Annotated in this window: 20 protein-coding genes; 11 read left to right on the top strand and 9 right to left on the bottom strand. The window is 59.7% G+C overall.

The window, feature by feature from the left end; translation table 11 throughout:
• Positions 1 to 611, bottom strand: a 611-nt coding sequence (locus ACR0IM_RS21165) for a PLP-dependent aminotransferase family protein (protein ID WP_480683154.1), incomplete at its 3' end; no start/stop codon positions are given.
• 167 nt (positions 612 to 778) lie between these two features.
• Here ACR0IM_RS21165 and ACR0IM_RS21160 point away from each other — a divergent pair.
• The gene (locus ACR0IM_RS21160) at positions 779 to 1,540 is read left to right on the top strand and encodes an NAD kinase (protein WP_480639913.1); all 762 of its coding nucleotides are present in this window, start codon (positions 779 to 781) and stop codon (positions 1,538 to 1,540) included.
• Positions 1,541 to 1,777: 237 nt separating this feature from the next.
• Here the strand turns inward: ACR0IM_RS21160 and ACR0IM_RS21155 are convergent, their stop codons facing one another.
• From ACR0IM_RS21155 to ACR0IM_RS21145, 3 genes are all read right to left on the bottom strand, one after another.
• Positions 1,778 to 3,235 carry an amidase family protein gene (locus ACR0IM_RS21155; protein ID WP_480683153.1) on the bottom strand — a complete coding sequence of 486 codons (1,458 nt, stop codon included), beginning with the start codon at positions 3,233 to 3,235 and terminating at the stop codon, positions 1,778 to 1,780.
• Between the two features lie 94 nt (positions 3,236 to 3,329).
• The gene (gene prpE / locus ACR0IM_RS21150; RefSeq protein ID WP_480683152.1) at positions 3,330 to 5,219 is read right to left on the bottom strand and encodes a propionate-CoA ligase PrpE; all 1,890 of its coding nucleotides are present in this window, start codon (positions 5,217 to 5,219) and stop codon (positions 3,330 to 3,332) included.
• Between the two features lie 273 nt (positions 5,220 to 5,492).
• Entirely contained in the window at positions 5,493 to 7,766 is a 2,274-nt protein-coding gene (locus tag ACR0IM_RS21145; RefSeq protein ID WP_480683151.1) for an NADP-dependent malic enzyme, read from the bottom strand.
• Positions 7,767 to 7,946: 180 nt separating this feature from the next.
• On the opposite strand from ACR0IM_RS21145, the gene ACR0IM_RS21140 reads away from it, so the two are divergent.
• The 7 genes from ACR0IM_RS21140 (at position 7,947) to upp (ending at position 14,316) form a co-directional block, all read left to right on the top strand.
• The gene (locus ACR0IM_RS21140) at positions 7,947 to 8,636 is read left to right on the top strand and encodes a hypothetical protein (protein WP_480683150.1); all 690 of its coding nucleotides are present in this window, start codon (positions 7,947 to 7,949) and stop codon (positions 8,634 to 8,636) included.
• A complete protein-coding gene (locus ACR0IM_RS21135) occupies positions 8,605 to 9,702 on the top strand; it encodes a cupin domain-containing protein (protein WP_480683149.1) in 1,098 nt (365 codons plus the stop codon). Before ACR0IM_RS21140 ends, ACR0IM_RS21135 begins: the two co-directional genes overlap by 32 nt.
• A gap of 89 nt (positions 9,703 to 9,791) precedes the next feature.
• The gene (locus ACR0IM_RS21130) at positions 9,792 to 10,184 is read left to right on the top strand and encodes a cytidine deaminase (RefSeq protein ID WP_480595413.1); all 393 of its coding nucleotides are present in this window, start codon (positions 9,792 to 9,794) and stop codon (positions 10,182 to 10,184) included.
• Between the two features lie 4 nt (positions 10,185 to 10,188).
• Positions 10,189 to 11,496: a thymidine phosphorylase gene (locus tag ACR0IM_RS21125; RefSeq protein WP_480683148.1), complete on the top strand. Its 1,308-nt coding sequence runs from the start codon at positions 10,189 to 10,191 to the stop codon at positions 11,494 to 11,496.
• Entirely contained in the window at positions 11,493 to 12,704 is a 1,212-nt protein-coding gene (locus tag ACR0IM_RS21120) for a phosphopentomutase (RefSeq protein WP_480683147.1), read from the top strand. Before ACR0IM_RS21125 ends, ACR0IM_RS21120 begins: the two co-directional genes overlap by 4 nt.
• Positions 12,701 to 13,687, top strand: a complete 987-nt coding sequence (locus tag ACR0IM_RS21115; protein ID WP_480683146.1) for an adenosine deaminase — start codon at positions 12,701 to 12,703, stop codon at positions 13,685 to 13,687. The genes ACR0IM_RS21120 and ACR0IM_RS21115 overlap by 4 nt, the downstream gene beginning before the upstream one ends.
• Entirely contained in the window at positions 13,684 to 14,316 is a 633-nt protein-coding gene (gene upp / locus ACR0IM_RS21110) for a uracil phosphoribosyltransferase (RefSeq protein ID WP_480683145.1), read from the top strand. The genes ACR0IM_RS21115 and upp overlap by 4 nt, the downstream gene beginning before the upstream one ends.
• Before the next feature lies 1 nt (position 14,317).
• On the opposite strand, the gene ACR0IM_RS21105 is transcribed toward upp, so the two are convergent.
• Complete coding sequence (locus tag ACR0IM_RS21105; RefSeq protein WP_480683144.1) at positions 14,318 to 15,334, bottom strand: hypothetical protein; 1,017 nt, start codon at positions 15,332 to 15,334, stop codon at positions 14,318 to 14,320.
• A 150-nt stretch (positions 15,335 to 15,484) separates the two neighbouring features.
• On the opposite strand from ACR0IM_RS21105, the gene ACR0IM_RS21100 reads away from it, so the two are divergent.
• From ACR0IM_RS21100 to ACR0IM_RS21090, 3 genes are all read left to right on the top strand, one after another.
• Positions 15,485 to 16,411 carry a DMT family transporter gene (locus tag ACR0IM_RS21100; RefSeq protein WP_480683143.1) on the top strand — a complete coding sequence of 309 codons (927 nt, stop codon included), beginning with the start codon at positions 15,485 to 15,487 and terminating at the stop codon, positions 16,409 to 16,411.
• The gene (locus ACR0IM_RS21095; RefSeq protein ID WP_480683142.1) at positions 16,408 to 17,070 is read left to right on the top strand and encodes a sulfotransferase family 2 domain-containing protein; all 663 of its coding nucleotides are present in this window, start codon (positions 16,408 to 16,410) and stop codon (positions 17,068 to 17,070) included. Before ACR0IM_RS21100 ends, ACR0IM_RS21095 begins: the two co-directional genes overlap by 4 nt.
• Positions 17,071 to 17,242: 172 nt before the next feature.
• The gene (locus ACR0IM_RS21090) at positions 17,243 to 18,001 is read left to right on the top strand and encodes a Hint domain-containing protein (protein ID WP_480683141.1); all 759 of its coding nucleotides are present in this window, start codon (positions 17,243 to 17,245) and stop codon (positions 17,999 to 18,001) included.
• A gap of 65 nt (positions 18,002 to 18,066) precedes the next feature.
• Here ACR0IM_RS21090 and ACR0IM_RS21085 read toward each other — a convergent pair whose 3' ends face one another.
• From ACR0IM_RS21085 to ACR0IM_RS21070, 4 genes are read right to left on the bottom strand one after another with little or no spacing between them, the layout of a single operon-like run.
• Complete coding sequence (locus tag ACR0IM_RS21085; RefSeq protein ID WP_480683140.1) at positions 18,067 to 20,268, bottom strand: 3-hydroxyacyl-CoA dehydrogenase NAD-binding domain-containing protein; 2,202 nt, start codon at positions 20,266 to 20,268, stop codon at positions 18,067 to 18,069.
• Positions 20,261 to 20,749, bottom strand: coding sequence for a cupin domain-containing protein (locus tag ACR0IM_RS21080; RefSeq protein WP_480639935.1), 489 nt, complete (start codon positions 20,747 to 20,749; stop codon positions 20,261 to 20,263). Before ACR0IM_RS21080 ends, ACR0IM_RS21085 begins: the two co-directional genes overlap by 8 nt.
• A complete protein-coding gene (locus ACR0IM_RS21075) occupies positions 20,749 to 21,960 on the bottom strand; it encodes an acetyl-CoA C-acetyltransferase (RefSeq protein ID WP_480683139.1) in 1,212 nt (403 codons plus the stop codon). The genes ACR0IM_RS21080 and ACR0IM_RS21075 overlap by 1 nt, the downstream gene beginning before the upstream one ends.
• A gap of 11 nt (positions 21,961 to 21,971) precedes the next feature.
• Positions 21,972 to 22,610 carry a glutathione S-transferase family protein gene (locus ACR0IM_RS21070; RefSeq protein ID WP_480683138.1) on the bottom strand — a complete coding sequence of 213 codons (639 nt, stop codon included), beginning with the start codon at positions 22,608 to 22,610 and terminating at the stop codon, positions 21,972 to 21,974.
• Between the last annotated feature and the right edge of the window lie 43 nt (positions 22,611 to 22,653).

The following is a 22,653-nucleotide window of genomic DNA, read 5'->3' as shown; positions in this document are numbered from 1 at the left end:
TAGGCGCCAACCATGTCCGCGATCTGACGCATCCGGGCAAAGTCGATCTGGCGCGGGATGGCCGAGCCGCCTGCGATGATCAGCTTGGGCTGGTGTTCCTTCGCCAGCGCCTCGACCTGATCGTAATCCAGCATGTTGTCCTGCTGACGCACGCCGTATTGCACGGCCTTGAACCACTTGCCCGACTGGTTGGGCGCGGCGCCGTGGGTCAGGTGACCGCCGGCATCCAGGCTCATGCCCAGAATGGTGTCGCCGGGCTGAATCAGCGCCTGGAACACGCCCTGGTTGGCCTGGCTGCCCGAGTTCGGCTGCACGTTGGCGAATTCGCAGCCGAACAGCTGCTTGGCGCGGTCGATGGCCAGGTTCTCGGCGATGTCGACGAACTGGCAACCGCCATAGTAGCGGCGCCCGGGATAGCCTTCGGCGTATTTGTTGGTCATCACCGAGCCCTGCGCCTCCATCACGGCGGCAGAGACGATGTTCTCGGACGCGATCAGCTCGATCTCGTCGCGCTGGCGGCCAAGCTCGGATGTGATCGAGCCAAACAGCTCAGGGTCACGGTCGGCAAGGGACTGGGTGAAAAAACCGGTATCACGAAGATTGGCGTTCATAGGGGCTCCAGATTGCTGGGGTAAATCTTGCGGATTTCCTATCGGAAACGATGGATATCCAAAAGCTGTAAAGCGACGATTTGGCCCGCTGTGGCGTCAAGACTCGCCTATCGGGGAAAGGTATGTTTGTTTCGGAACCAAATGTGTAAGACCGGAAACCGGAAAAGATGACAAAGAGAATCGCCTTTCTCGCCAGTGACGCCAAAGTGGCGCAAAACGCGCGGGACGGCCTTGTGAAACTGTATGGCAATGCGGCCCCCCGGGATGCGGATGTGGTTGTCGCCTTGGGCGGTGACGGGTTCATGTTGCACACGCTTCACAACATGCAGCATCTTGATACGCCTGTTTATGGTATGAACCGGGGTACCATCGGGTTCCTGATGAATGAATTCCACGAAGCCGACTTGATGGAGCGTCTGGCTGATGCGGAAGAAGAGGTCATCAACCCTCTGGCAATGCAGGCCATGGATCAGTCCGGCAAACTGCACGAGGCGCTGGCCATCAACGAGGTGTCGCTGCTGCGCGCCGGTCCTCAGGCTGCGCGGCTGAAAATCAGCGTCGATGGGCGGGTGCGGATGGCCGAGCTGGTCTGTGACGGTGCCTTGCTGTCCACGCCCGCCGGATCAACGGCTTATAACTATTCGGCGCACGGGCCGATTCTGCCAATCGGGTCCGACGTGCTGGCTTTGACAGCGATCGCCGCATTCCGCCCCCGCCGGTGGCGCGGGGCGCTTTTACCCAAGATCGCAAAGGTTCGCTTTGACGTTCTGGATGCCGACAAGCGCCCGGTCATGGCTGATGCGGATTCGGTTTCGTTCGCAGATATCGATTGGGTCGAGATTCGTTCGGAACCCTCCATCCAGCACCGCATCCTGTTCGACCCTGGGCACGGGCTGGAAGAGCGCCTGATCTCGGAACAGTTCACTTGATTCTTCGGAACCCGTGCTTTTCGCGGCTTATGTGACCCAGTTCACAGGCGTTTGATTCATCTTTTGCTAACCTAAACTTGCCCGGAGAACACGCCTAGGTGGGAGTGAGTGGCCACCAAGCGGCGTTGTCGAATGATTGCGCAGTTTTCGCGCCGGCGAGGGTAGGTGGTGCTACGCTCGTTGACCGATCTCCGGGTTTATTTAAGCAAGAGGACCCCGGGCAAAAAAACCCGGGGTCTATTTTGTTGGTTCGGCCGGTTTGGTCGCATCCATCTTATCCCACAGCGGCAGGCACATCTGACCCACGCGGGCCTCGATCGCGGCGGCGGCGTCCACTGTCATGTCCTCGCGCCAGCGTTGGGCGGCGATTTGGACGTTGATCGGTTGCGGTCCTTGCGGCAGATCGGCCAGCCGCGCGGGAACGCTGGCGGCGGGCAAGCCCAGAAAATTCATCGCATAGGAATACACCGCGCAGCCCAGAACCTCGTGTACGCCTTCGACACCTTCGGTATCTCGGTCGGGTTTGAAAAACGGTTGCGGCAGGAAAGGGGACAGGATCAAAGGGTAGTCCTGCATGAACAGCGACCATTCCCTCGCATAGCGGGTGCGATTGGCCAGCATCCGAACCAGATCGGTGCCGATGATGGGCGGGAATTCCTGGAAGTATACGTCGAAGATATTTCGAATGGTCTCGGAGCCCGCAGACTCGATGTCGCCTTTCAACAGGGTCAGAACCTCGCCCATCAGCGTGCGGTATCCGGATCGACCACATTCAAAAACATCGGGTGGGCTGATCTCTTCGACTTGATAACCCGCATCGACCAGAGCATCGCGCGCTGTGTCCAATGCCTTTTCGACCTCGGAGTGCAAGGCATAGCCAAAGGTGTCCTTGGTAAAGGCAACCTTGATGGGGCCGTCCTGCGTTTCTCCTCGCCAAGGCATCGGCACGTGGAACGGATCGCGCGGGTCACCTGCGATCAGGCTGGGCATCGACAGGTGAAGATCGGCGGCGCAGCGTGTGATTAGTCCTTGTACGGACATGGATTGCGCCAGAATTCCGCGCTCGGCCTGTTGGCTCGGATTCCAAGCTGGTACGCGACCAAGACCGGGCTTTACCGTGACTGCACCGTTGGCAGCCGCCGGAAAGCGCAGGCTGCCACCAATATCATTGCCATGCGCCAGCGCGCCAATCCCGGCCATTACGGCTGCACCGGCACCGCCCGAAGAGCCGCCGGCTGAGATGTGCCGCCCCCACGGATTGTGCGTGCGCCCGTGCAGAGGGTTGTCAGTGTCGGCGCGGAACGAAAACTCGGGCGTATTGGTCCGCCCGATCACCACCGCCCCGGCGTTTTGCAAGTTTCGTACGACCGGAGCGTCATCGGGGGCAATCACGTCTTTCAAGGCCACGACACCGTTCGACGTTGCATGTCCCTTTTGATCGACGTTGATTTTGATCGTCACCGGCACGCCGTGCAGCGGCCCGGGAACCGTTCCGTTAGCCCGGGCCTGATCGAGGTCGCGCGCACGCTCCAGCGCCTCGGCACTCAGGTCCTCGACTACCGCGTTCAGGTCCGGGTTGACCTGATGCATCCGGTCAATGGATGCGCGCACCGCGTCTTCGGCGCTCAGGTCTCCGCTGCGGGTGAGGGCGGTCAGGTCGGTGGCGCTCAATCGCCAGATGTCGGAATGTGTCATGCGGCCTCATTGTCTTGGTCAGACAGTAGGGGCCCTGTTCCCGGTTGCAAGGGAAAGGCGCAAGGCAGGCGGCCATAGACCGCCCGCGGTGCGTTTACTGGGCGTAGCCGATGGATTTCAGTGCCACGCTGATCTCGTCCAGAATGGCCGGATCGTCGATGGTCGCGGGCATCTTGTAGTCCTGGCTGTCCGCAATCGACACCATCGTACCGCGCAGGATTTTGCCCGACCGGGTCTTGGGCAGGCGATCCACCACGACGGCCTTCTTGAAAGCTGCCACCGGGCCGATCTTTTCGCGGACCAGCTTGACCACATCCTGCACGACCTCGCCATGGTCGCGGTCGCAGCCCGCGTTCAGGCACAGGAAGCCAACCGGCATCTGACCTTTGAGCTGATCAGTCACGCCGATCACCGCGCATTCGGCGACGTCGGGGTGGGCGGCCAGAACCTCTTCCATCCCGCCAGTGGACAGGCGGTGACCCGCCACGTTGATCACGTCATCGGTGCGCGCCATGATATAAAGGTAGCCGTCCTCATCAATCATACCCGCATCGCCGGTTTCGTAGTAACCGGGGAAGTGGTTCAGGTACGAGCTTTGGAACCGCTTTTCTGCGTTCCACAACGTCGGCAGAGTGCCCGGAGGCAGCGGCAGTTTGACTGCAATTGCACCCAGCTCACCCGGCTTCATCGGATGGCCGCCTTCGTCGAGGATCTGCACGTCATAACCCGGCATCGGCTTGGCCGGTGAGCCCAGCTTGACAGGCAGTTCCTCGATCCCAAGCGGGTTGCCCGCAATGGCCCAGCCGGTTTCGGTCTGCCACCAGTGGTCGATCACCGGAACATTCAGCGCGTCCTGCGCCCATTCGATCGTATCAGGGTCGGCACGTTCACCTGCCAGGAACAGGGCACGCAGGCTGGACAGGTCGTATTTTGCCAGCATCTCGCCCTTGGGGTCTTCGCGCTTTACGGCGCGGATAGCGGTGGGGGCGGTGAAGAAGCTTTTAACCTTGTGTTCGGAAATCACCCGCCAGAAGGTGCCCGCGTCGGGGGTGCCGACCGGCTTGCCTTCAAAGACAATGGTGGTGTTGCCGTGGATCAGCGGGGCATAGCAAATGTAGGAATGTCCCACGACCCAGCCCACGTCAGACGCCGCCCAGAATACATCACCGGGATCGACATCATAGATGTTCTTCATCGTCCAGTTCAGCGCCACCAGATGGCCTGCGGTCGGGCGCACGACACCCTTTGGCGCGCCAGTGGTGCCCGAGGTGTACAGGATATAAGCCGGATCATTGCCGTCTACTGGTACACATTCCGCTGGTTCGACACCGTATTGGAACCCGTGCCAGTTATAGTCACGCCCCTCGATCAGTTGCGCTACTTCCTGCTCGCGCTGGAAGATCACGCAGAAATCGGGCTTGTGGCTGGCCATCTCGATGGCGCCGTCGAGCAGGGGTTTATAGTGCACTACCCGGCCCGGTTCCATCCCGCACGAGGCGGCGATGATCGCTTTGGGCTTGGCGTCGTCAATGCGGACAGCCAGTTCGTTGCTGGCAAACCCGCCGAAAACAACCGAGTGCACGGCACCGAGACGGGCGCAGGCCAGCATCGCCTCAAGTGCTTCGGGGATCATCGGCATATAGATGATGACCCGGTCACCCTTTTCGACGCCCTTGGCGCGCAGCGCCCCGGCCAGATTGGCGACACGGTTGCGCAGCTCGACATAGGAAATCTCGCGCTTGGTGTGGGTTATAGGGCTGTCATAGATGATGGCCGTCTGCTCTCCTCGGCCGTTTTCGACGTGGCGATCCACTGCGTTCCAGCAGGTGTTGACCTTGGCGTCGCAGAACCATTCATACATCGGCGCATTGTCGTCAAACAATGCCTTGGTCGGAGGTTGAACCCAGTCTATTCCTTTTGCGGCCTCCATCCAGAATGCCTCTGGATCGGATTTCCAGCTTTCGTAAACGTCCTGATATGCCACGTTGGTCTCCTCCTTAAATCCCTTGTGCAGTGTGTAAGGTGGGCAGGGGGCTGCGCACAAGCGAGGGGAATGACGGGGCGTCACTTTATCGCAAAATATTTGCAGAATGTACTAAAATCGCCTGCAAAGTTTTGCAAAGTAATTTGGTATAGCAAAGTTGCGCGTAACGAGCTTTAGTTTTTGCAAATCTGCAAATCTATACATGCAAAGAATCACCGACGCTCAGCTTGCGCTCGGATGCCGACGCGGGCACCCGAGCATCTGTTACGGGCGTTAGCCGTAATGCGCCACCGGGGTTCCGGCAATGGCAGCCATGTTCAGCAAGCCGCGAGCCGTGATGGATGGGGTCACGATATGTGCCTTGTTGCCCATCCCCATCAGGATCGGCCCAACCTCCAGACCGTCGGCTTTCATCTTCAGGATATTGCGTACACCGCTGGCCGCATCCGCATGGGCAAAGATCAGAACATTTGCCGCGCCCTCCAGACGTGAGTTCGGGAATATCCGCGACCGCAGCTCCGGATCCAGCGCCAGATCGAGGTTCATCTCACCTTCATAAGTAAAGTCGCGCGGATCGGAATCGAGAATCTTCAGCGCAGCGCGCAGACGTTTGCCCGACCCTTCGGCCTGATTGCCGAACTGCGATTGCGAGCAGAACGCGATCTTCGGTTCGATCCCGAAACGGCGCACGTGGCGCGCAGCCCCGATTGTGGATTCGGCCAGTTCCTCAGGCGTTGGCAATTGCCGCACATGGGTGTCGGCGATAAACAGGGGGCCATCTTCCAGGATCATCAATGACAGCGCGCCATGGGGACGCAGGTCGCCGTCGGCCAGAACCTGTTGCACGTAGTTCAGATGCCAACGGTACTCGCCGAATGTGCCGCAGATCATACTGTCGGCCTCGTCCCGGTGCACCATGATGGCGGCAATCGCGGTGTTGTTCGTACGCATGATCGCCTTGGCTAGATCGGGCGTCACGCCTCGGCGCTGCATGATCTCATGGTACGAGTTCCAATAGTCATAATACCGGGGGTCGTCCTGCGGGTTCACGATCTGGAAATCCTCGCCGGGGCGGACCGTAAGGCCCAGCCGCTCGCAGCGAGCGTTGATGACATCAGGACGACCGATCAGAATGGGCGTTTCGGTGGTTTCTTCCAGAATGGCCTGTGCGGCACGCAGGACACGTTCATCCTCGCCCTCGGCGAAGACAATCCGGCGCGATGCGGCGGCGGCGGCCTCGAATACCGGGCGCATCAGCAGGGCGGATTTGAACACGGTCTGGTTCAGGCGTTCTTTATACGCCTCGATATCGTCAATCGGGCGCTTGGCAACGCCGCTGTCCATCGCGGCTTTGGCCACTGATGAAGAAACGACACCGACAAGACGCGGGTCAAACGGCTTCGGAATCAGATAGTCCGGACCGAAGGTCAGTTGTTCACCCTTATAGGCTGCGGCGGCTTCGGCGCTGGTGGTGGCGCGGGCCATCTCGGCGATGCCATCCACGCAGGCGATCTGCATCTCGTCGTTGATTTCGGTCGCCCCAACATCCAGCGCACCCCGGAATATGAAGGGGAAGCACAGCACGTTGTTGACCTGATTGGGAAAATCGCTTCGGCCGGTGGCGATGATCGCATCCGGGGCGACCTCTCGTGCGGCATCGGGCAGGATTTCAGGCGACGGGTTGGCCAGCGCGAAGATGATCGGGCGCTTGGCCATTTTTCCAACCATCTCGGGTTTGAGCACATTGGGACCGCTGAGGCCAAGGAACAGGTCAGCATCACCAATCACGTCATCCAGTGTCCTCAGGTCGGATTTCTGCGCGAACTGATCCTTGTGCGGGTTTATATCCTCGGCGCGGCCCTCGTAGACCAACCCGTGAATGTCGCACAGCCAGATGTTCTCGCGCTTGACGCCCAGTTTTACCAACATGCTAAGGCAGGCGATCCCCGCCGCGCCGCCACCGGTTGAGACAACCTTGATATCCTCAAACTTCTTTCCGGCCACATGCAGCGCGTTCTTGGCGGCCGCACCCACCACGATGGCAGTTCCGTGCTGATCATCGTGAAAGACCGGGATGTTCATCCGCTCGCGACACAGCTTTTCGACGATAAAGCAATCGGGGGCCTTAATGTCTTCCAGGTTGATCGCGCCAAAGGTCGGTTCAAGCGCGCAGACGATATCGGCAAGCTTTTCCGGATCAGGCTGATCGACCTCGATATCGAAACAGTCGATGCCAGCGAACTTCTTGAACAGAACCGCCTTGCCCTCCATCACCGGTTTCGAGGCCAGCGCGCCGATATTGCCCAGCCCCAGAACTGCCGTTCCGTTCGAAACGACGGCCACAAGATTGCCTCGTGCCGTATACAGTTCAGCATTGGCTGCATCCGCCTTGATCTCAAGGCTGGCCTCGGCGACACCAGGTGAATAGGCACGCGCCAGATCACGGCCGTTCGCCATCGGCTTGGTCGCCTTGATTTCCAGCTTCCCGGGCTTTGGATGGGCGTGATATTCAAGTGCGGCCTGCCGCAGACTGGGTGTATCCGACATCGAGATTCAGCTCCATTTTGAAATTTGATTTAGCCCTAAACTAATTTTTCCAGCTTGGCTACGCTGCGTCACTTAAGAACTCAGAGCGGGCCGTTTTGCCGCTGTGCTTGATTTCCGTCGCAAAACATTTAAATTCCCGCAACTTTCGAACCCACCCCCTTTTGTATCGAGAAAACCGGCATGAGCTATCAGAAAGACGTCGAGACGGTCGCGGCCCTCTCGTCGAAAAAAGGCAGATTTAGTGCTACGTTCAGCGCAGTCATTGTTCTGGGTATTGTGATCCTGTGTGCCATCTCGCTGTGGCCGATGCAGGCGGCGGTGTTCAACCAAGAGGGCGGTCTGATCGAAACCGGATCGGCTGCGGCTTTGCTGGCCGCCGGATTGATAGCGCTCTATCGGTATCGCGGGATCAGCCGCCTGTATATTGGCGTGGTCCTGCTGTTGCTGGCGGAACGAGAGCTTGAGGCCGATATTTATGCCGTGGACAGCACACCCTATTTTATTCTGCACGGTCTGGATGTCCTGCTGGATATGACAATGGTGCGGATAGTACTGGCCGTGATCGTTCTGGGTGGGGTTGTCTGGCATGGGGTGCCGAACGCCTGGCGGGCTATGAAGGAACGGGCTCCGTTTCTACTGGTGTTCTTTCTGGCCGGTATGTGCGCCGTTGTCGCGCAGGGGTTGGAAGAAGTCAGCAGTGCCATAGGCACCGAAATGACGGACGTCATGGCGACCCGTCTGTTCGTGCTGGAAGAAACGCTTGAGATGTTCTTTTCGATTGGCATTTTGGCCGCCGTTCTGATCGGATGGCCGAAAGCCAAGGCCGATGAGACCACCAATGACCAAACCGCACAATCAGACCCAAGCTGAAATCCGCCTGCCAACGCAGGAATTGCGCGACGATATTCCGTTTTACACCAGAGTTCTGGGGATGCGGATGGATATGATCTATCCCGCTGATGATCCACGGATTGCTGTGTTCTCTGGTTACGGTTTGCGCCTGCGGGTCGAGAAGGATGCGCCCGAAACACCTGGAACGCTGCGTATTCTGACGGACAACCCCGACGACTTCGCGGGTGGTCAGCGCAGCCTTGTGGCTCCCAATGGTACCCGGGTTGAGATTGACGAACTGAACCCACCCTTGGTCATGCCGGAAACGGTTCATTCTTTCGTGGTGCGCAGGCTAAAGGACCAGGCGCCTTGGATCATTGGTCGGGCCGGGATGCATTACCGTGATCTGGTGCCGGATCGGCTGGGTGGGTCGATCATCGCCAGCCATATTCGTATTCCCGACGGTGGCCCTGTTCCCGATATGGTGCATTTCCACAAAGTCGGATTTCAGCTGATCTTCTGCATCCATGGTTGGGTCGATGTGGTTTACGAAGACCAGGGCGACAAGATGCGCCTGACGGCGGGCGACTGCTTTATCCAGCCGCCGGAAATACGCCACCGTGTGCTCGAAGCATCCGACAATGTGCAGGTGATCGAGATCGGTGTCCCCGCCGAACATGTAACCGAGATCGATCATGAGATGGAACTTCCCACACCTCGGTACCGCCCGGATCGGGAGTGGCAGGGCCAGCGGTTCGTTTTCAATCAAGCGGAAGGCGCCGAGTGGGGCCCGTTTCGCCTGCCGGGCTATATATGCCGCGACACGACGATTGCAGAGAATACCACGGGCGTTGCAGGGGTGCAGGTCGTGCGCAAAGGGCAGGGCGATCCGGTCTGGGCTACCCATGACACGGATATCCACTTTACATTCGTCATGAATGGGGAAGTCACGCTGGAAGGCGAAGGCCGCGATCCCTTCCGGCTTGAACAGGGGGATGCCTTTGTCATCCCGCCCGGTATGCGCACTCGGTTGGCTGCCCCCTCGGACGATATTGAATTGCTCGAGGTCACGCTGCCGGGTCGGTTCAAAACCGCTTTGGGATAAGGAATCTTCTGTCCGGGGCTTCAACTCCCCGGGTTGTTTCATTTAGGGTATGTCTTTCTGACCAGATGATCAAAAATTGGGGAATCGCTATGACTTTGAAAGACGCCGCACTGTCTGTCCGGGAAAAAGCATACGCACCCTATTCCAACTTCAAAGTCGGCGCGGCGATCCGGTCGACTTCAGGCGCTGTTTATTTCGGCTGCAACGTTGAAAACGTGGCCTATCCTGAAGGCACCTGTGCCGAGGCCGGGGCCATCGCCGCAATGGTTGCCGCAGGCGAGCAGACTTTGACCGAGGTTTACGTGGTCGCTTCTTCTCCGCAACCCGTGCCGCCCTGCGGAGGATGCCGTCAGAAACTGGCTGAATTTGGCAAGCGTGACGTCAAGGTGACGCTGGCAACGGTCGATGGGGCCGAGTTCGAAACCACGATCGGAGACCTGCTGCCGGGGGCGTTCGACGCTTCGCATATGGAGGACGTCTGAGCCCATGGACGCCCGTTCGATCATCGCAAAGCTGCGCCGGGGGCACGTGCCCACCGGTGAGGAACTGATATGGTTCGCGCAAGGTCTGGCCGATGGCGGCGTCAGCGATGCGCAAGCCGGGGCCTTTGCCATGGCCGTTTGCATGGGCGGGCTGGGTGCGCAGGGGCGTGCCGACCTGACAGTGGCCATGCGCGACAGCGGCGATGTACTCAGTTGGGATTTTGATGGCCCGGTGATCGACAAACACTCGACCGGAGGGGTCGGTGACAGCGTTTCACTGGTGCTGGCGCCTGCGCTGGCTGAACTAGGTGCCTATGTTCCGATGATCTCGGGCCGGGGGCTGGGTCACACCGGCGGCACGCTGGACAAACTGGAATCCATCCCGGGCGTCAGTACTCAGATTGGGCAGGAACGTCTGACCCAGATCCTGCGCGACACCGGTGCGGCTATTGTCGGTGCGACGGGGCAGATAGCGCCCGCGGACAAGCGGCTTTATGCGATCCGTGATGTAACGGCGACGGTGGAAAGCCTGGATCTGATCACCGCGTCGATCCTGTCCAAGAAACTGGCGGCCAGCCCCGAGGCACTGGTGCTGGACGTCAAGGTTGGCTCTGGCGCGTTCATGAAGACCTTGGAGGATGCACGACGTCTGGCGCAGGCCCTGACGGAAACGGCCAACGCAGCGGGGTGCCGGACATCGGCGGTGATCACCGATATGCATCAACCTCTGGCCCCTTCGCTGGGCAACGCGTTGGAAGTGGCCGAGGTGATGAACGTTCTTACCAAGGCGCATTATGAACCACTGGCCGAAATCTCGGCCGAACTGGGCGGGATGCTGCTGGCCGATGCGGGTATGTTCGCAACCGCTGATGAAGGGCGCGACAAGATCACTGACGTCATCCGCGATGGCCGCGCGGCCGAGCGGTTTGGCCGCATGATGGCTGCCGTGGGAGGGCCGTTGCAGTTTGTTGATAATTGGTCTCGCTATCTACCCGAAGCCAGCGTGATCCTTGAGGTTCCCGCCGAAATCAGCGGCTATGTCACCGCAATGGATGGCGAGACGCTGGGCCTGGCTGTGGTTGCGCTGGGCGGTGGTCGGCAGGTCGAGGATGACGTGATCGACCCGGCGGTTGGCATGTCGGGCATTGTTCGGTTGGGTGACCGGATCGAAAAGGGCGCACCGTTGGCGGTGGTCCACGCTTCCCGTGAAGATGCCGCCCGGCAAGCGGCTGATACAGTGAAGAATGCCATAACGATAGGTCCGGATGCAGGGGCGATGCTGACGCTTGTTCACGAGAGGATCACACCGTGACCCGCGCTTTTCTTGTGGTGATGGATTCTGTCGGTATCGGCGGTGCGCCGGATGCGGACCGTTTCTTTAATGGCGAAACGCCCGATACCGGCGCCAATACTCTGGCCCATACCGCGCAGGCCTGCGCTGAGGGGCGCGCCGAGGATGGGCGTTCGGGACCGTTGCATTTACCCTATCTGGATGCGCTGGGTCTGGGCGCTGCCACACGCTTGGCCTCGGGCGTGAAAACACCGGGGTTGGAGGCAGCGCCAACGGGCTTTTGGGGCTGCGCGCGCGAACATTCGCGGGGCAAGGACACGCCTTCGGGGCATTGGGAACTGGCGGGTCTGCCGGTGCCGTGGGACTGGCACTATTTCCCGGACACCACGCCATCTTTTCCCACCGACCTAAGCCGAGCTGCCGCCGAGGCCGCCGGCACTGAGGGTATTTTGGGCGACTGCCACGCCTCGGGCACCGCCATCATCGCAGAACTGGGAGCGGAACATATGCGAACCGGTTGGCCGATTTGCTACACCTCGGCTGACAGCGTGTTCCAGATCGCCGCACACGAAGAGAGCTTTGGTCTCGATCGTCTCTTGGACATGTGCAAGGCACTGGCCCCGCGACTGCATGAGATGAAGGTGGGCCGTGTCATCGCGCGGCCCTTTGTCGGTTCGCCGGAACAGGGTTTCACCCGCACCATCAACCGCAAGGATTTTGCCATCCTGCCGCCTGCGCCGGTTCTGACGAACTGGGCGCAGGACGCCGGGCGGCGTGTTCATGCGGTGGGCAAGATTGGCGACATCTTCTCGATGCAGGGGATCGACACCCTACTAAAAGGCTCGGATGCCGAGTTGATGGGCCACCTGTCCGACCTGGTGGATGAGGCCGAAGAGGGCAGCCTGACCTTCGCCAATTTCGTCGAGTTCGACAGCCTTTATGGCCACCGCCGTGACATCAGCGGGTACGCCCGGGCGCTGGAGTGGTTCGACCATGAGATCGGTGCGATCCTGACGCGCTTGCGTCCCGGCGACCTGATGCTGCTGACTGCCGATCACGGCAATGATCCCAGCTGGATCGGCACCGACCACACGCGCGAACAAGTGCCGGTGCTGATCGCCGGACGCGGCACTGGGCAGATCGGTGCGGTCGAATTCGCTGACGTCGCCGCCAGCATTGCGCACCATCTGAACATTCCGGCGCAAGGACCGGGGAAGAGCTTTCTATGACCGTCGCAGACCTGCCCAAGATCGAGTTGCACCTGCACCACGAAGGTGCGGCCCCGCCCGCCTTTATCCGCCAGTTGGCGCATGAAAAGCGCATCGACCTGAGCGGGATTTTCAAGCCAGACGGTAGCTATGACTTCCGCGATTTTGCCCATTTCCTCAGCGTCTACGAGGCCGCCTGCGAGGTGCTGAAAACGCCCGAGGATTTCCGTCGCCTGACGTTAGCGATCCTTGAGGAAAGCGCCGCCAATGGTGTGGTGTACTCTGAGACCTTCCTTAGCCCTGATTTCTGCGGCGGCGGAGACCTGCACGCCTGGCGTGACTATCTGAACGCCATTCAAGACGCAGCGGATGAGGCCGAGCGCAAGTTTGATATCACCCTTCGCGGAGTTGTCACCTGTGTCCGCCATTTCGGACCGGAACAGGCAAAACGCAGCGCCCATTGCGCCGCCGAGACGGCCGGAGACTGGATCACCGGCTTTGGCATGGGTGGCAACGAATCCGTCGGAACGCAGGGCGACTACAAATGGGCCTTCGACTGCGCCCGCGAGGCCGGGTTGTGCCTAACCACTCATGCCGGTGAATTCGGCGGGCCGGAAAGCGTGCGCGACGCGGTACGCGATCTGGGTGTGGTGCGTGTGGGCCATGGCGTCCGCGCCATCGAAGATCCTGACTTGGTTCGCGAACTGGTCGATCGTGAAATCACGCTCGAGGTGTGTCCGGGCTCTAATGTGGTTTTGGGCTTGTTCCCCGATTTCGCAGCGCACCCGATTGCCCGGTTGCGCGACCACGGGGTCAACGTCACTATCTCAACCGACGACCCGCCGTTTTTCCACACCACCATGCGGCGCGAATATGAGATGTTGAGCCAAGCCTTCGGCTGGGAGATCGAAGATTTTGCTGCTCTGAATGATACGGCCCTGAACGCGGCCTTCTGCGATGAAAACACCCGAGCGCGGGTCAAGAAAAGACTGGAGAGAACATGAGCGAACACCTGACCGTCGTTGACCATCCGCTGGTGCAGCACAAACTGACGCTCATGCGAGACAAGGGCACCTCGACCGCTGAGTTCCGTCAGTTGCTGCGCGAGATCACGCTGCTGCTGGCCTATGAGGTCACGCGTGAGATGCCTTTGACCACCCGCCACATCGAAACTCCGATGGAGGAGATGGACGCCCCCATTCTGGCCGGCAAGAAATTGGCGCTGGTGTCGATCCTGCGTGCGGGCAACGGAATGTTGGACGGCGTGCTTGAGCTGGTGCCCTCGGCGCGCGTCGGGTTTGTCGGCCTGTATCGCGACGAAGAGACTCTGAAACCGGTGCAGTATTACTTCAAGGCCCCCGAAGGTCTGAAGGACCGTCTTGTTATAGCCGTTGATCCTATGCTGGCCACCGGCAACAGCTCGGCCGCAGCGATAGATCTGCTGAAACAGGCGGGTGCGACCGATATCCGTTTCCTCTGCCTGCTGGCCGCGCCCGAAGGTGTAGAGCGCATGAAAGAGGCGCATCCGGATGTGAAAATTGTGACGGCGTCTTTGGATCGCGAGTTGAATTCGAAAGGCTACATCATGCCTGGTCTGGGCGATGCGGGCGACCGGATGTTCGGCACCAAGTAAGCTATTCGCCGCAAATATTCTGAAGCCGGACCCAATCACGGTCGGGCAGAATCTGTTGCAGGGGGCGACCCGCCATCGGGTCGGCCTCGATCAGGCCCAACACCGTCTCGCCGGTAACATCCATTGCATAGGCATAGGGGGTCGATGGCAGCGCGGCTTGGGCGAAGACTTCAAGCAAATCATCCTCGGGCAGGGTGGGACGTGGTTCTGACAGAACCTGCTCGGTGTAGATGTCGACGTTCTCCGGCGTCAGCTCTCCGGTCGTCAGCAGGCGGAAGGCTGTCGTAGCGCCGGTGCGGTCCAGCAGATCGTCCAGCGGATCTTGCGCCTCGGCCCTTGCGCGTTCGGCGATGATGTAGCCCGCAGCGACCGAGGGATCTTCGTGATCCTCTACCAGGGCTCGGTTCAGTAGCACGATGCCGCCCGGCAGGCTGAGGCTGGTTTGCACCCCGGCGGGAAGAATGATGACCTTCCGAACCCCGGTGCGGGCGGCCAGTTGATCCAGTGCCGCCTCTGCGTCTTCGGAGGCGCAGGCCCGCCCAGATACTCGCTCGATCCGGTGCAGAATTGTGTTGCCGATATCCTGATGCTTGATGTCCGGTACGACCGCGACAACGTGGTTCTGCAACGCGGACGGTAGCCACAGCAGCAACAGCGCCGCTACGGCAGCCACGACACCGGCGACGCTGAACCAGCGCAACCGACCCGGATGCGGGCGCGCCCGTTCGATGGCCCGTTGCAGCCGGTCGATCGCCTCGATCATCGTGGTTTCGGATTCTGCCAGTTCCAGCGTTTCGTCCCGGTCACCGTCAGGGTTGAAGATTGCCGGAAACACACCTGGATTTTGCCGTTCCAGTGCAGCCAGAGACCAATGGGTCAGAGCCTGTTCATTGAAGTCCGATATAGTCAGCGTGGCTTCACCAAGCGACACCACGACCTCTCGCCGCTGCACGTCGGGCGAGGGGCGCCACAGACCGGTGGCTTCGATCCGCTGGTACTGTTTAAGTGCCGTCTTCAAGGTGAGGTATGCTCGTGATTATTTTGACTTAGCTTAGCATGGTAAAATCCAAGGGCGCAAACCTGTTGCGCGCGGATTGTGAAATGTGCTGGATAGCATGATGCGCGGCAAACCACGCCGCTGCACAACACTTTGTAACCGGGGCTATGAATGCAGGCGAACAGTCATACCTCACCAGTTTTGGCCTCGGCCCTAATGGTCGGCGCCATGGCGATCATCGGAGTGATCGACAACGTGGTGATCCTGCTGGCTGAAACGATTGGCCTGTGGCAGTTCCACCTGAGCCGAGCCCTGCTGATGTTGCCGCTGATCGTTGGTCTGTCGCTGCTAGGATTGGGCAGTCTGCGCCCGCGACGGCTGGGGCCGGTTATCCTGCGCAGCGTTCTGATTACGCTGGCGATGTTGTTTTATTTTGCATCGCTGGCGCTGATGCCGATAGCACAGGCGTTGGCGGGGTTGTTCACTTCGCCGATTTTCGTGCTGCTGATTTCGGCCCTTGCGATGGGGCAGAGGATAGGCCCGTGGCGCATTCTGGCTGTTGTAATCGGGTTTGTCGGTATCCTGTGTGTGCTGCAGCCCAACCCCTATGAATTTGACGCGCAAACCCTGTTGCCGGTGGCCGGAGGGTTCTTCTATGCGCTCAGTTCCATCATCACGCGCAGCCATTGCGCGCAGGAAAGCACTGTGGCGCTGCTGGCAGCGATGATCGCCACCCTTGGGCTAGCCGGGGCGATTGGGCTGGCCGTGTTCTCGACCCTGCCACATTCCTTTGCGGATGGTTTCGTGACGCGGGGCATGGTGTGGGAGATGAAACCGGCGCTGCCCTGGATCGCCGTGCAGGCGGTTGGGTCCACGATTGCAGTCTTCATGCTGATCAAATCCTATCAGATCGGTGAGACCTCTTATGTCGCGGTGTTCGAATACTCGGTGATGATCTTCGGCCCATTATTCGCCTGGGTCGCGCTGGGTCAGGTGATCGGCGTCATGCAGATTGCCGGGATCGGGCTGATCGCGCTTGCTGGGGCACTGCTGGGCTGGCGGTCACGGCGTGCCGCCGCATTGGGGAAGACGGCATGATCATCTCGCGCGGGCGCGGCTATGTTTTCGTTCACATCCCTAAAACGGGCGGTACATCACTGTCGCAAGCGTTAGAACAGCGGGCGATGAAGGATGACATCCTGTTCGGAGACACGCCCAAGGCCATCAAGCGCCGCAGGCGCGCCAAGGCTCTGACTGGCAGGGGACGTTTGTGGAAACATTCCACGCTGGCGGATATCGACGGGGTTCTTTCGATTGAAGAACTGCAGGTGCTGACCGTGTTCACCTTGGTGCGTAACCCGTGGGACCGGATCGTCAGCTACTATCACTGGTTACGCGAGCAGAGCTTTGATCACGCGTCGGTCTCGCTGGCAAAGTCCTTGCCCTTCGATGGGTTTGCGCAACACCCCGATATTGGGCAATCGTTCCGTCTGAACCCTGCCCGCCGGTACGTGACACGCGCCGACGGGGTCGAGCAGTGCAGCTTTTTCATCCGACTTGAGCATTTCGAACAGGACGCGGCCCCCTTGGATGACCATCTTGGATTCCATGTGACTTTGCCCCGTCTCAACCGGTCAGGGCGGCGTGCGGACTACCGCAGCTACTATTCTGACCATACGGCTGCGGCGGTTGCCGAAGCCTGTGCCGAGGACATCGCCAGATTCGGGTATGCATTTGATCCGGCCAGCGGCAGATAGTTTCCAGATTGATTCTAATTATATCTGGATTTTCGTTGTTGTTCATTTTTCAAGGGCTTGATGGGCCTGAAATGACCCAAATTGGGCCATAATATGTCAAAAATAAGTCGCACCGCCTGATCCTGTGATACTCATAAGACTTAGTTTTTGTGTGTAATAGGTGGGTGGGTTCTTGTTGAAGGTACAGAGTGTAATAGATTTTGCTGAAGGGTCCGAATACCAGGGGAGAGCTGAGCCGCAAGTAGCGCTGAACGCGCGCCGGGGTGGGCTGGTACACGGTACAAAGGTTGCGACAAAGGGTGGGTGGAAGCTGGTCGAAGAGTTGCGGGCCGGTGACTTTGTTCGAACTTTGGATAATGGTTTCCAACCGATAAACCGCGTTGCGACAGATTGCATCACGGTGCCGACCGGAGAAAACAACTCGGAAAGCATGCCGGTCAGAGTGCCGTCAAACGCGGCCTATAATGGGCGTCCGGTCTGGCTGATGCCCGAACAGGGCGTCGCATTGGACAACACCAAGCTGGGTCATGATCCGATCACACTGCCCGTTAGCCTGCCGGTTGTTTCAGCCAGACTACTGAGCGGCATGTTCCGGATAACCTCGGATGTGCCTGCGACTTATTTCGACATCAGCACCCTGTTCTTCGATCGGGATGAAGTGATCTATATCGAGGGTGGATTTCGGGCCTTTTGTCCCGCGGGTCGCTTTGGATCGATCAGCCTTGCCGGTGGTGCTTCGTATGAGGTCGTCGCGGGCGAAGCCGCTGCGGATTTGATATATCTGACGACAAGGCGCGGCGATATTGGTGTTCTGGCAAATTCGCTGGGCTCGGTTCCTGCGCCGGTTTTTGATCATCCGATCGTTCCGGTGCGGCCGGTCAGGGGTGCGCGTCGGCCCGGGCGGCCGGGTCGGCCTGTGATGATGATCTGAACGGGAAGCTATCTGAAACTACAAGGTGACGCTGGCGCATTGGGGGCATGCGCCAGCGTTTTTGTTTAGGCAGCCTTGGCTTCGGGTGCGAAGCGACTGTAGAAGCTCTGGCCCTTTTCGGCCATCTCACGCAGCAGTGGCGGGCAGGCGAAGCGCTCACCGTAAGCTTCGGTCAGTTGATCGCAACGCTCGGCCGCGTAAGGCGTGCCGATGATGTCCAGCCAACTCAGCGGGCCGCCCGACCAAGGTGCAAAGCCCCAGCCAAGGATCGCGCCTACGTCGCCTTCGCGGATGTCTTCCAGAACGCCTTCCTCCAGCGCCCGGACCGCTTCCAGAACCTGCGCGAACATCAGGCGTTCCTGTACTTCGATCAAGTCGGGCTGGTCCTCGGCATGCGGGTATTTCTCCTGCAGGCCTTTCCAGTATTCGGTGCGCTTGCCCTTTTCGTCATAGTCGAAGAAACCCGCATTGGCCTTGCGGCCCAGACGGCCCAGTTCCTCCATCCAGAAGATCAGATCATCCGAGGGGCTTTCCGGGTAAGCATCGCCCATCGCTGCTTTGGTCGCGCGGGCAATCTTGGCCCCAAGATCAATCGAGGTCTCATCGGTCAGCTGGATCGGCCCCACCGGGAACCCCAGTTGACGCGCGGCATTGTCGATCAGCACCGGGTTCACACCTTCGGCGATCATCCGCACACCTTCATTGATATAGGGGATGATACAGCGGTTGGCGTAGAAGAACCGAGCATCGTTGACCACGATTGGCGTCTTCTTGATTTGACGGACATAGTCCAGCGCCTTGGCCACGGCACGATCACCAGTTTCCTTGCCCTTGATGATCTCGACCAGGAACATCTTCTCAACCGGTGAGAAGAAGTGGATGCCGATGAACTGCTCACGCCGTGCGGATGCTTTGGCCAGATCGGTGATCGGCAGGGTCGAGGTGTTCGAAGCAAAAATGCAATCCTCGGGGATGATAGCCTCGACCTTTTCGGTCATCTCTGCTTTCACGTCTGGATCTTCGAACACGGCTTCGATGATCAGATCGCAGCCTTTTAGGTGCTCCAGATCGGGCGTCGCGGTGATGCGGGCCAGCATGGCTTCCTTCTTTTCGACCGTGACCTTGCCGCGCTTCATACCCTTGTCCAGATAGGTCTCGGTATAGGCCTTACCTTTGTCGGCAGCTTCCTGATCGCGGTCGACCAGAACCACTTCCATTCCGGCCTGCGCCGAGACCAGTGCAATGCCGGCCCCCATCATGCCCGCACCCAGAACGCCAACCTTTTTGACCCGCTGATCTGGCACGTCCTTGGGGCGCACCGCGCCTTTCTCCAATGCTTCCTTGTTCAGGAACAGCGAGCGGATCATTGCCGACGAGGAGGGGTTCATCAGAATATTGGTGAACCAGCGCGCTTCGATCCGCAGAGCAGTGTCGAAATCTACCAATGCACCTTCGTAGATTGAACTCAGCAGGGCTTTGGCCGCCGGGAAAGCGCCTTGGGTCTTGCCGTTCACCATTGCATTGGCGCCGACGAAGGTCATGAAACCGGCAGGGTGATAGGGCGCACCGCCGGGCATCTTGTAGCCCTTGGCGTCCCAAGGTTTGACCAGATCAGCGTCTTTGGCGTTCAGAACCCACTCTTTCGCCGCCGCAACCGGATCGTCCGCCACGGCGTCGATCAGCTGTGCGCCCTTGGCCTTGGCCGGGTCCATCATCTTGCCTTCCAGCAGGACCGGGGCCGCTGCCATCGCGCCAACCATACGGCTGAAACGCATGGTGCCGCCGCCGCCGGGGAAGATGCCAAGCATGATTTCCGGCAGACCGATCTTGGCCTTGGGGTTCGAGGTCATGACGCGGTGGTGACAGGCCAGCGCTATCTCGGTTCCGATCCCTGCGCAGGTGCCGTTGATGGCGCAGGCCACAGGCTTGCCGCCTTTCTTGGTCTTGGGGTCCATGCCCGCCAATTCCAGCTTACGCAGGATGTGGTGGCCACCCATGACGAAGTCGAACAGCGCCTGTGCCGGCTCATCACCTGCTTCCTGCCGGATAGTGGCCAGCGTGTTCAGGTCCATGCCGCCAGCGAAGGAACCTTCTTTGCCACTGGTAATGACGACACCTTTGATTTCGTCATCTTCCAACGCCTGGTCAACCAGCGTGCTGACAAGTTCAAACGCTTCGCGGGTCATCACGTTCATGGATTTGCCCTGAGCGTCCCAGGTAACAAAGGCGACGCCGTCCGCGTCTTTGGTCAGAGTGAAATCAGTCATTGTCATCTCCAATCTGGTCAGCCGTCAGCGGGCTGCCGTCCTTGCGGGTGAAGGCGAATCCGTTCTCGTCATCCTTCACCATCATGTCTATGTCGCTGTAATAGCCGGTCTCAGTCGGGGTCCGTGTGCCCACCACCAGAAAGGTCGCAGGCGCATCGGTTTTGTTCACAAGGTGATGGCCGTTGGCCTCACCAGCTGGCCATGCCGCGCAATCGCCGGGCTGCATCTCATGCTCACCATCATCATCGATTAGCACGCAGGTGCCGCTGAGCATGATGGCAAACTCGTCCTGCTCCATGTGGTAATGGCGCAGCGAGGACATGCCTTGCGGCTCGAGCCGCACGATGTTGACCCCGTATTGGGTCAGCCCGCCCGCGTCACCCACACGCTGGGCGAAACGACCTGCGGTCGCCTCGGCCAGCTTGCCGGGATAGGCCGAGCCGCCCTGAAACGGGATCTGAGAGAGATCCAGCTTGGGCATCAGACCCGCTCGATAATGGTTGCCGCACCCATGCCGGATGCGATGCAGAGCGTGGCCAGACCGGTTTCTTTGTCCTGACGCTCCAGCTCATCCAGCAGCGTGCCAACGATCATCGCGCCGGTCGCACCCAACGGGTGGCCCATTGCGATCGAGCCGCCGTTGACGTTTACCAGCGCAGGATCGACTTCGAATGCTTGTTGGAAGCGCAAAACTACCGAGGCGAAGGCTTCGTTCACTTCGAACAGGTCCAGATCGCTGATCTTCATACCGTTGTCGGCGAGGATCTTCTCGGTCACCGGAACCGGGCCGGTCAGCATGATAGTCGGGTCAGTGCCGATCTTGGCGGTCGCTTTGATCCGGGCGCGCGGTTTCAGGCCGTATTTCTCACCGAATTCCTTGTTGCCGATCAGAACAGCGGCGGCACCGTCCACAATGCCCGAGCTGTTGCCCGCGTGGTGGATGTGGTTGATCCGCTCAAGGTGCGGGTATTTCAGCATCGCCACCTTGTCGAAGCCCGGCATCTGCTCACCCATCATCGCGAAGGACGGGTTCAGAGATCCAAGGCTCTGCATGTCGGTGCCGGGGCGCATGTATTCGTCGCGGTCCAGAATGGTCAGGCCGTTCTGATCCTTGATGGTGATGACCGATTTTTCGAACCGGTTGTCTTCCCAAGCCTCTGCTGCGCGTCTTTGGGATTCCACGGCCAGCGCGTCTGCGTCATCCCGGCTGAAACCATACTCGGTCGCGATGATGTCGGCCGAGATACCTTGCGGAACGAAATAGGTGTCCATCGCCAGCGTGGGATCGACAGCAATCGCGGCACCGTCGCTGCCCATGGCCACGCGGCCCATCATTTCGACACCACCGGCGATATAGGCTTCGCCTGCGCCGCCTTTGACCTGATTTGCCGCCAGGTTCACGGCTTCCATACCCGAGGCACAGAAACGGTTGATGGCCAGGCCAGGGATCGACTGGTCGAGTTCGGAGGCCAGAACCGCGGAACGTGCCAGACAGCCGCCTTGCTCCATCACCTGCGTAACGTTGCCCCAGATCACGTCCTCGACGGCGTGGCCTTCGAGGTTGTTGCGCTCTTTCATCGCGTTCAGGGTCAGGGCGGACAGGCGCACCGAGGTTACCTCGTGCAGGCTGCCATCCTTGCGGCCCTTTCCGCGCGGCGTGCGCAGGGCATCATAAATGTAAGCTTCGGTCATGGGTCTTCTCCTTAAGCTCGATCCGACGGTTTGCCGGGCATCAGGTCATATGGGTGTTTCCAGCCGGGCTGTTCGCTGAGGCGAGACAGCCAAGCGTCGATATGGGGCCAGTCGCCCCGGTCAAAGCCGAATGGTTCGGGGTAGTAGAGGTAGCCGCAGCAGCTGAGATCGGCGTTAGTCACGCCGTCTCCGATGATCCAATCGCGGCCTGCAAGGTGGTTGTTCAGAGTTTCATAGGCCGCCTTCAAGCGCCCTTGATTGAAAGCGATGACATCCGGGTTGCGGTGCTTTTCGGGCAAGAAGTGGATCAGGAAACGGGTCAACCCTGCCACCGAGCTGAGCTTGTGATTGTCCCACAGCACCCAGCGGAAAATATCGTAATTCTCGTCCCGATCCTTGCCGCCGAACTTGCCCGATTTCTCGGTTACATAGGCTTGTATCGCTCCGGATTGTGTGGTGCGAAAATCGCCGTCGATCATGACGGGGGCTTCACCCATCTCGTTGACCTCGGCGCGGTATTCGGGCGTGCGTGTCTCACCATTGAAGAAATCGACAAAGACCGGTTCCCAGTCCAGCCCGGACATTTCCAGCGCCAGTGCGGCCTTGTAAGAATTTCCGCTCTCGCCGAAACAGTGAAGTTTTATGGTCATGCGATCGCCCCTCCCAAGGCGCATGGTGCAGTGCCGCAATCTG

Source organism: Ruegeria sp. BF6, assembly GCF_056538665.1.
Note: the sequence above shows the minus strand (reverse complement) of the source record. Positions and strands in the feature narration are given on the sequence as shown.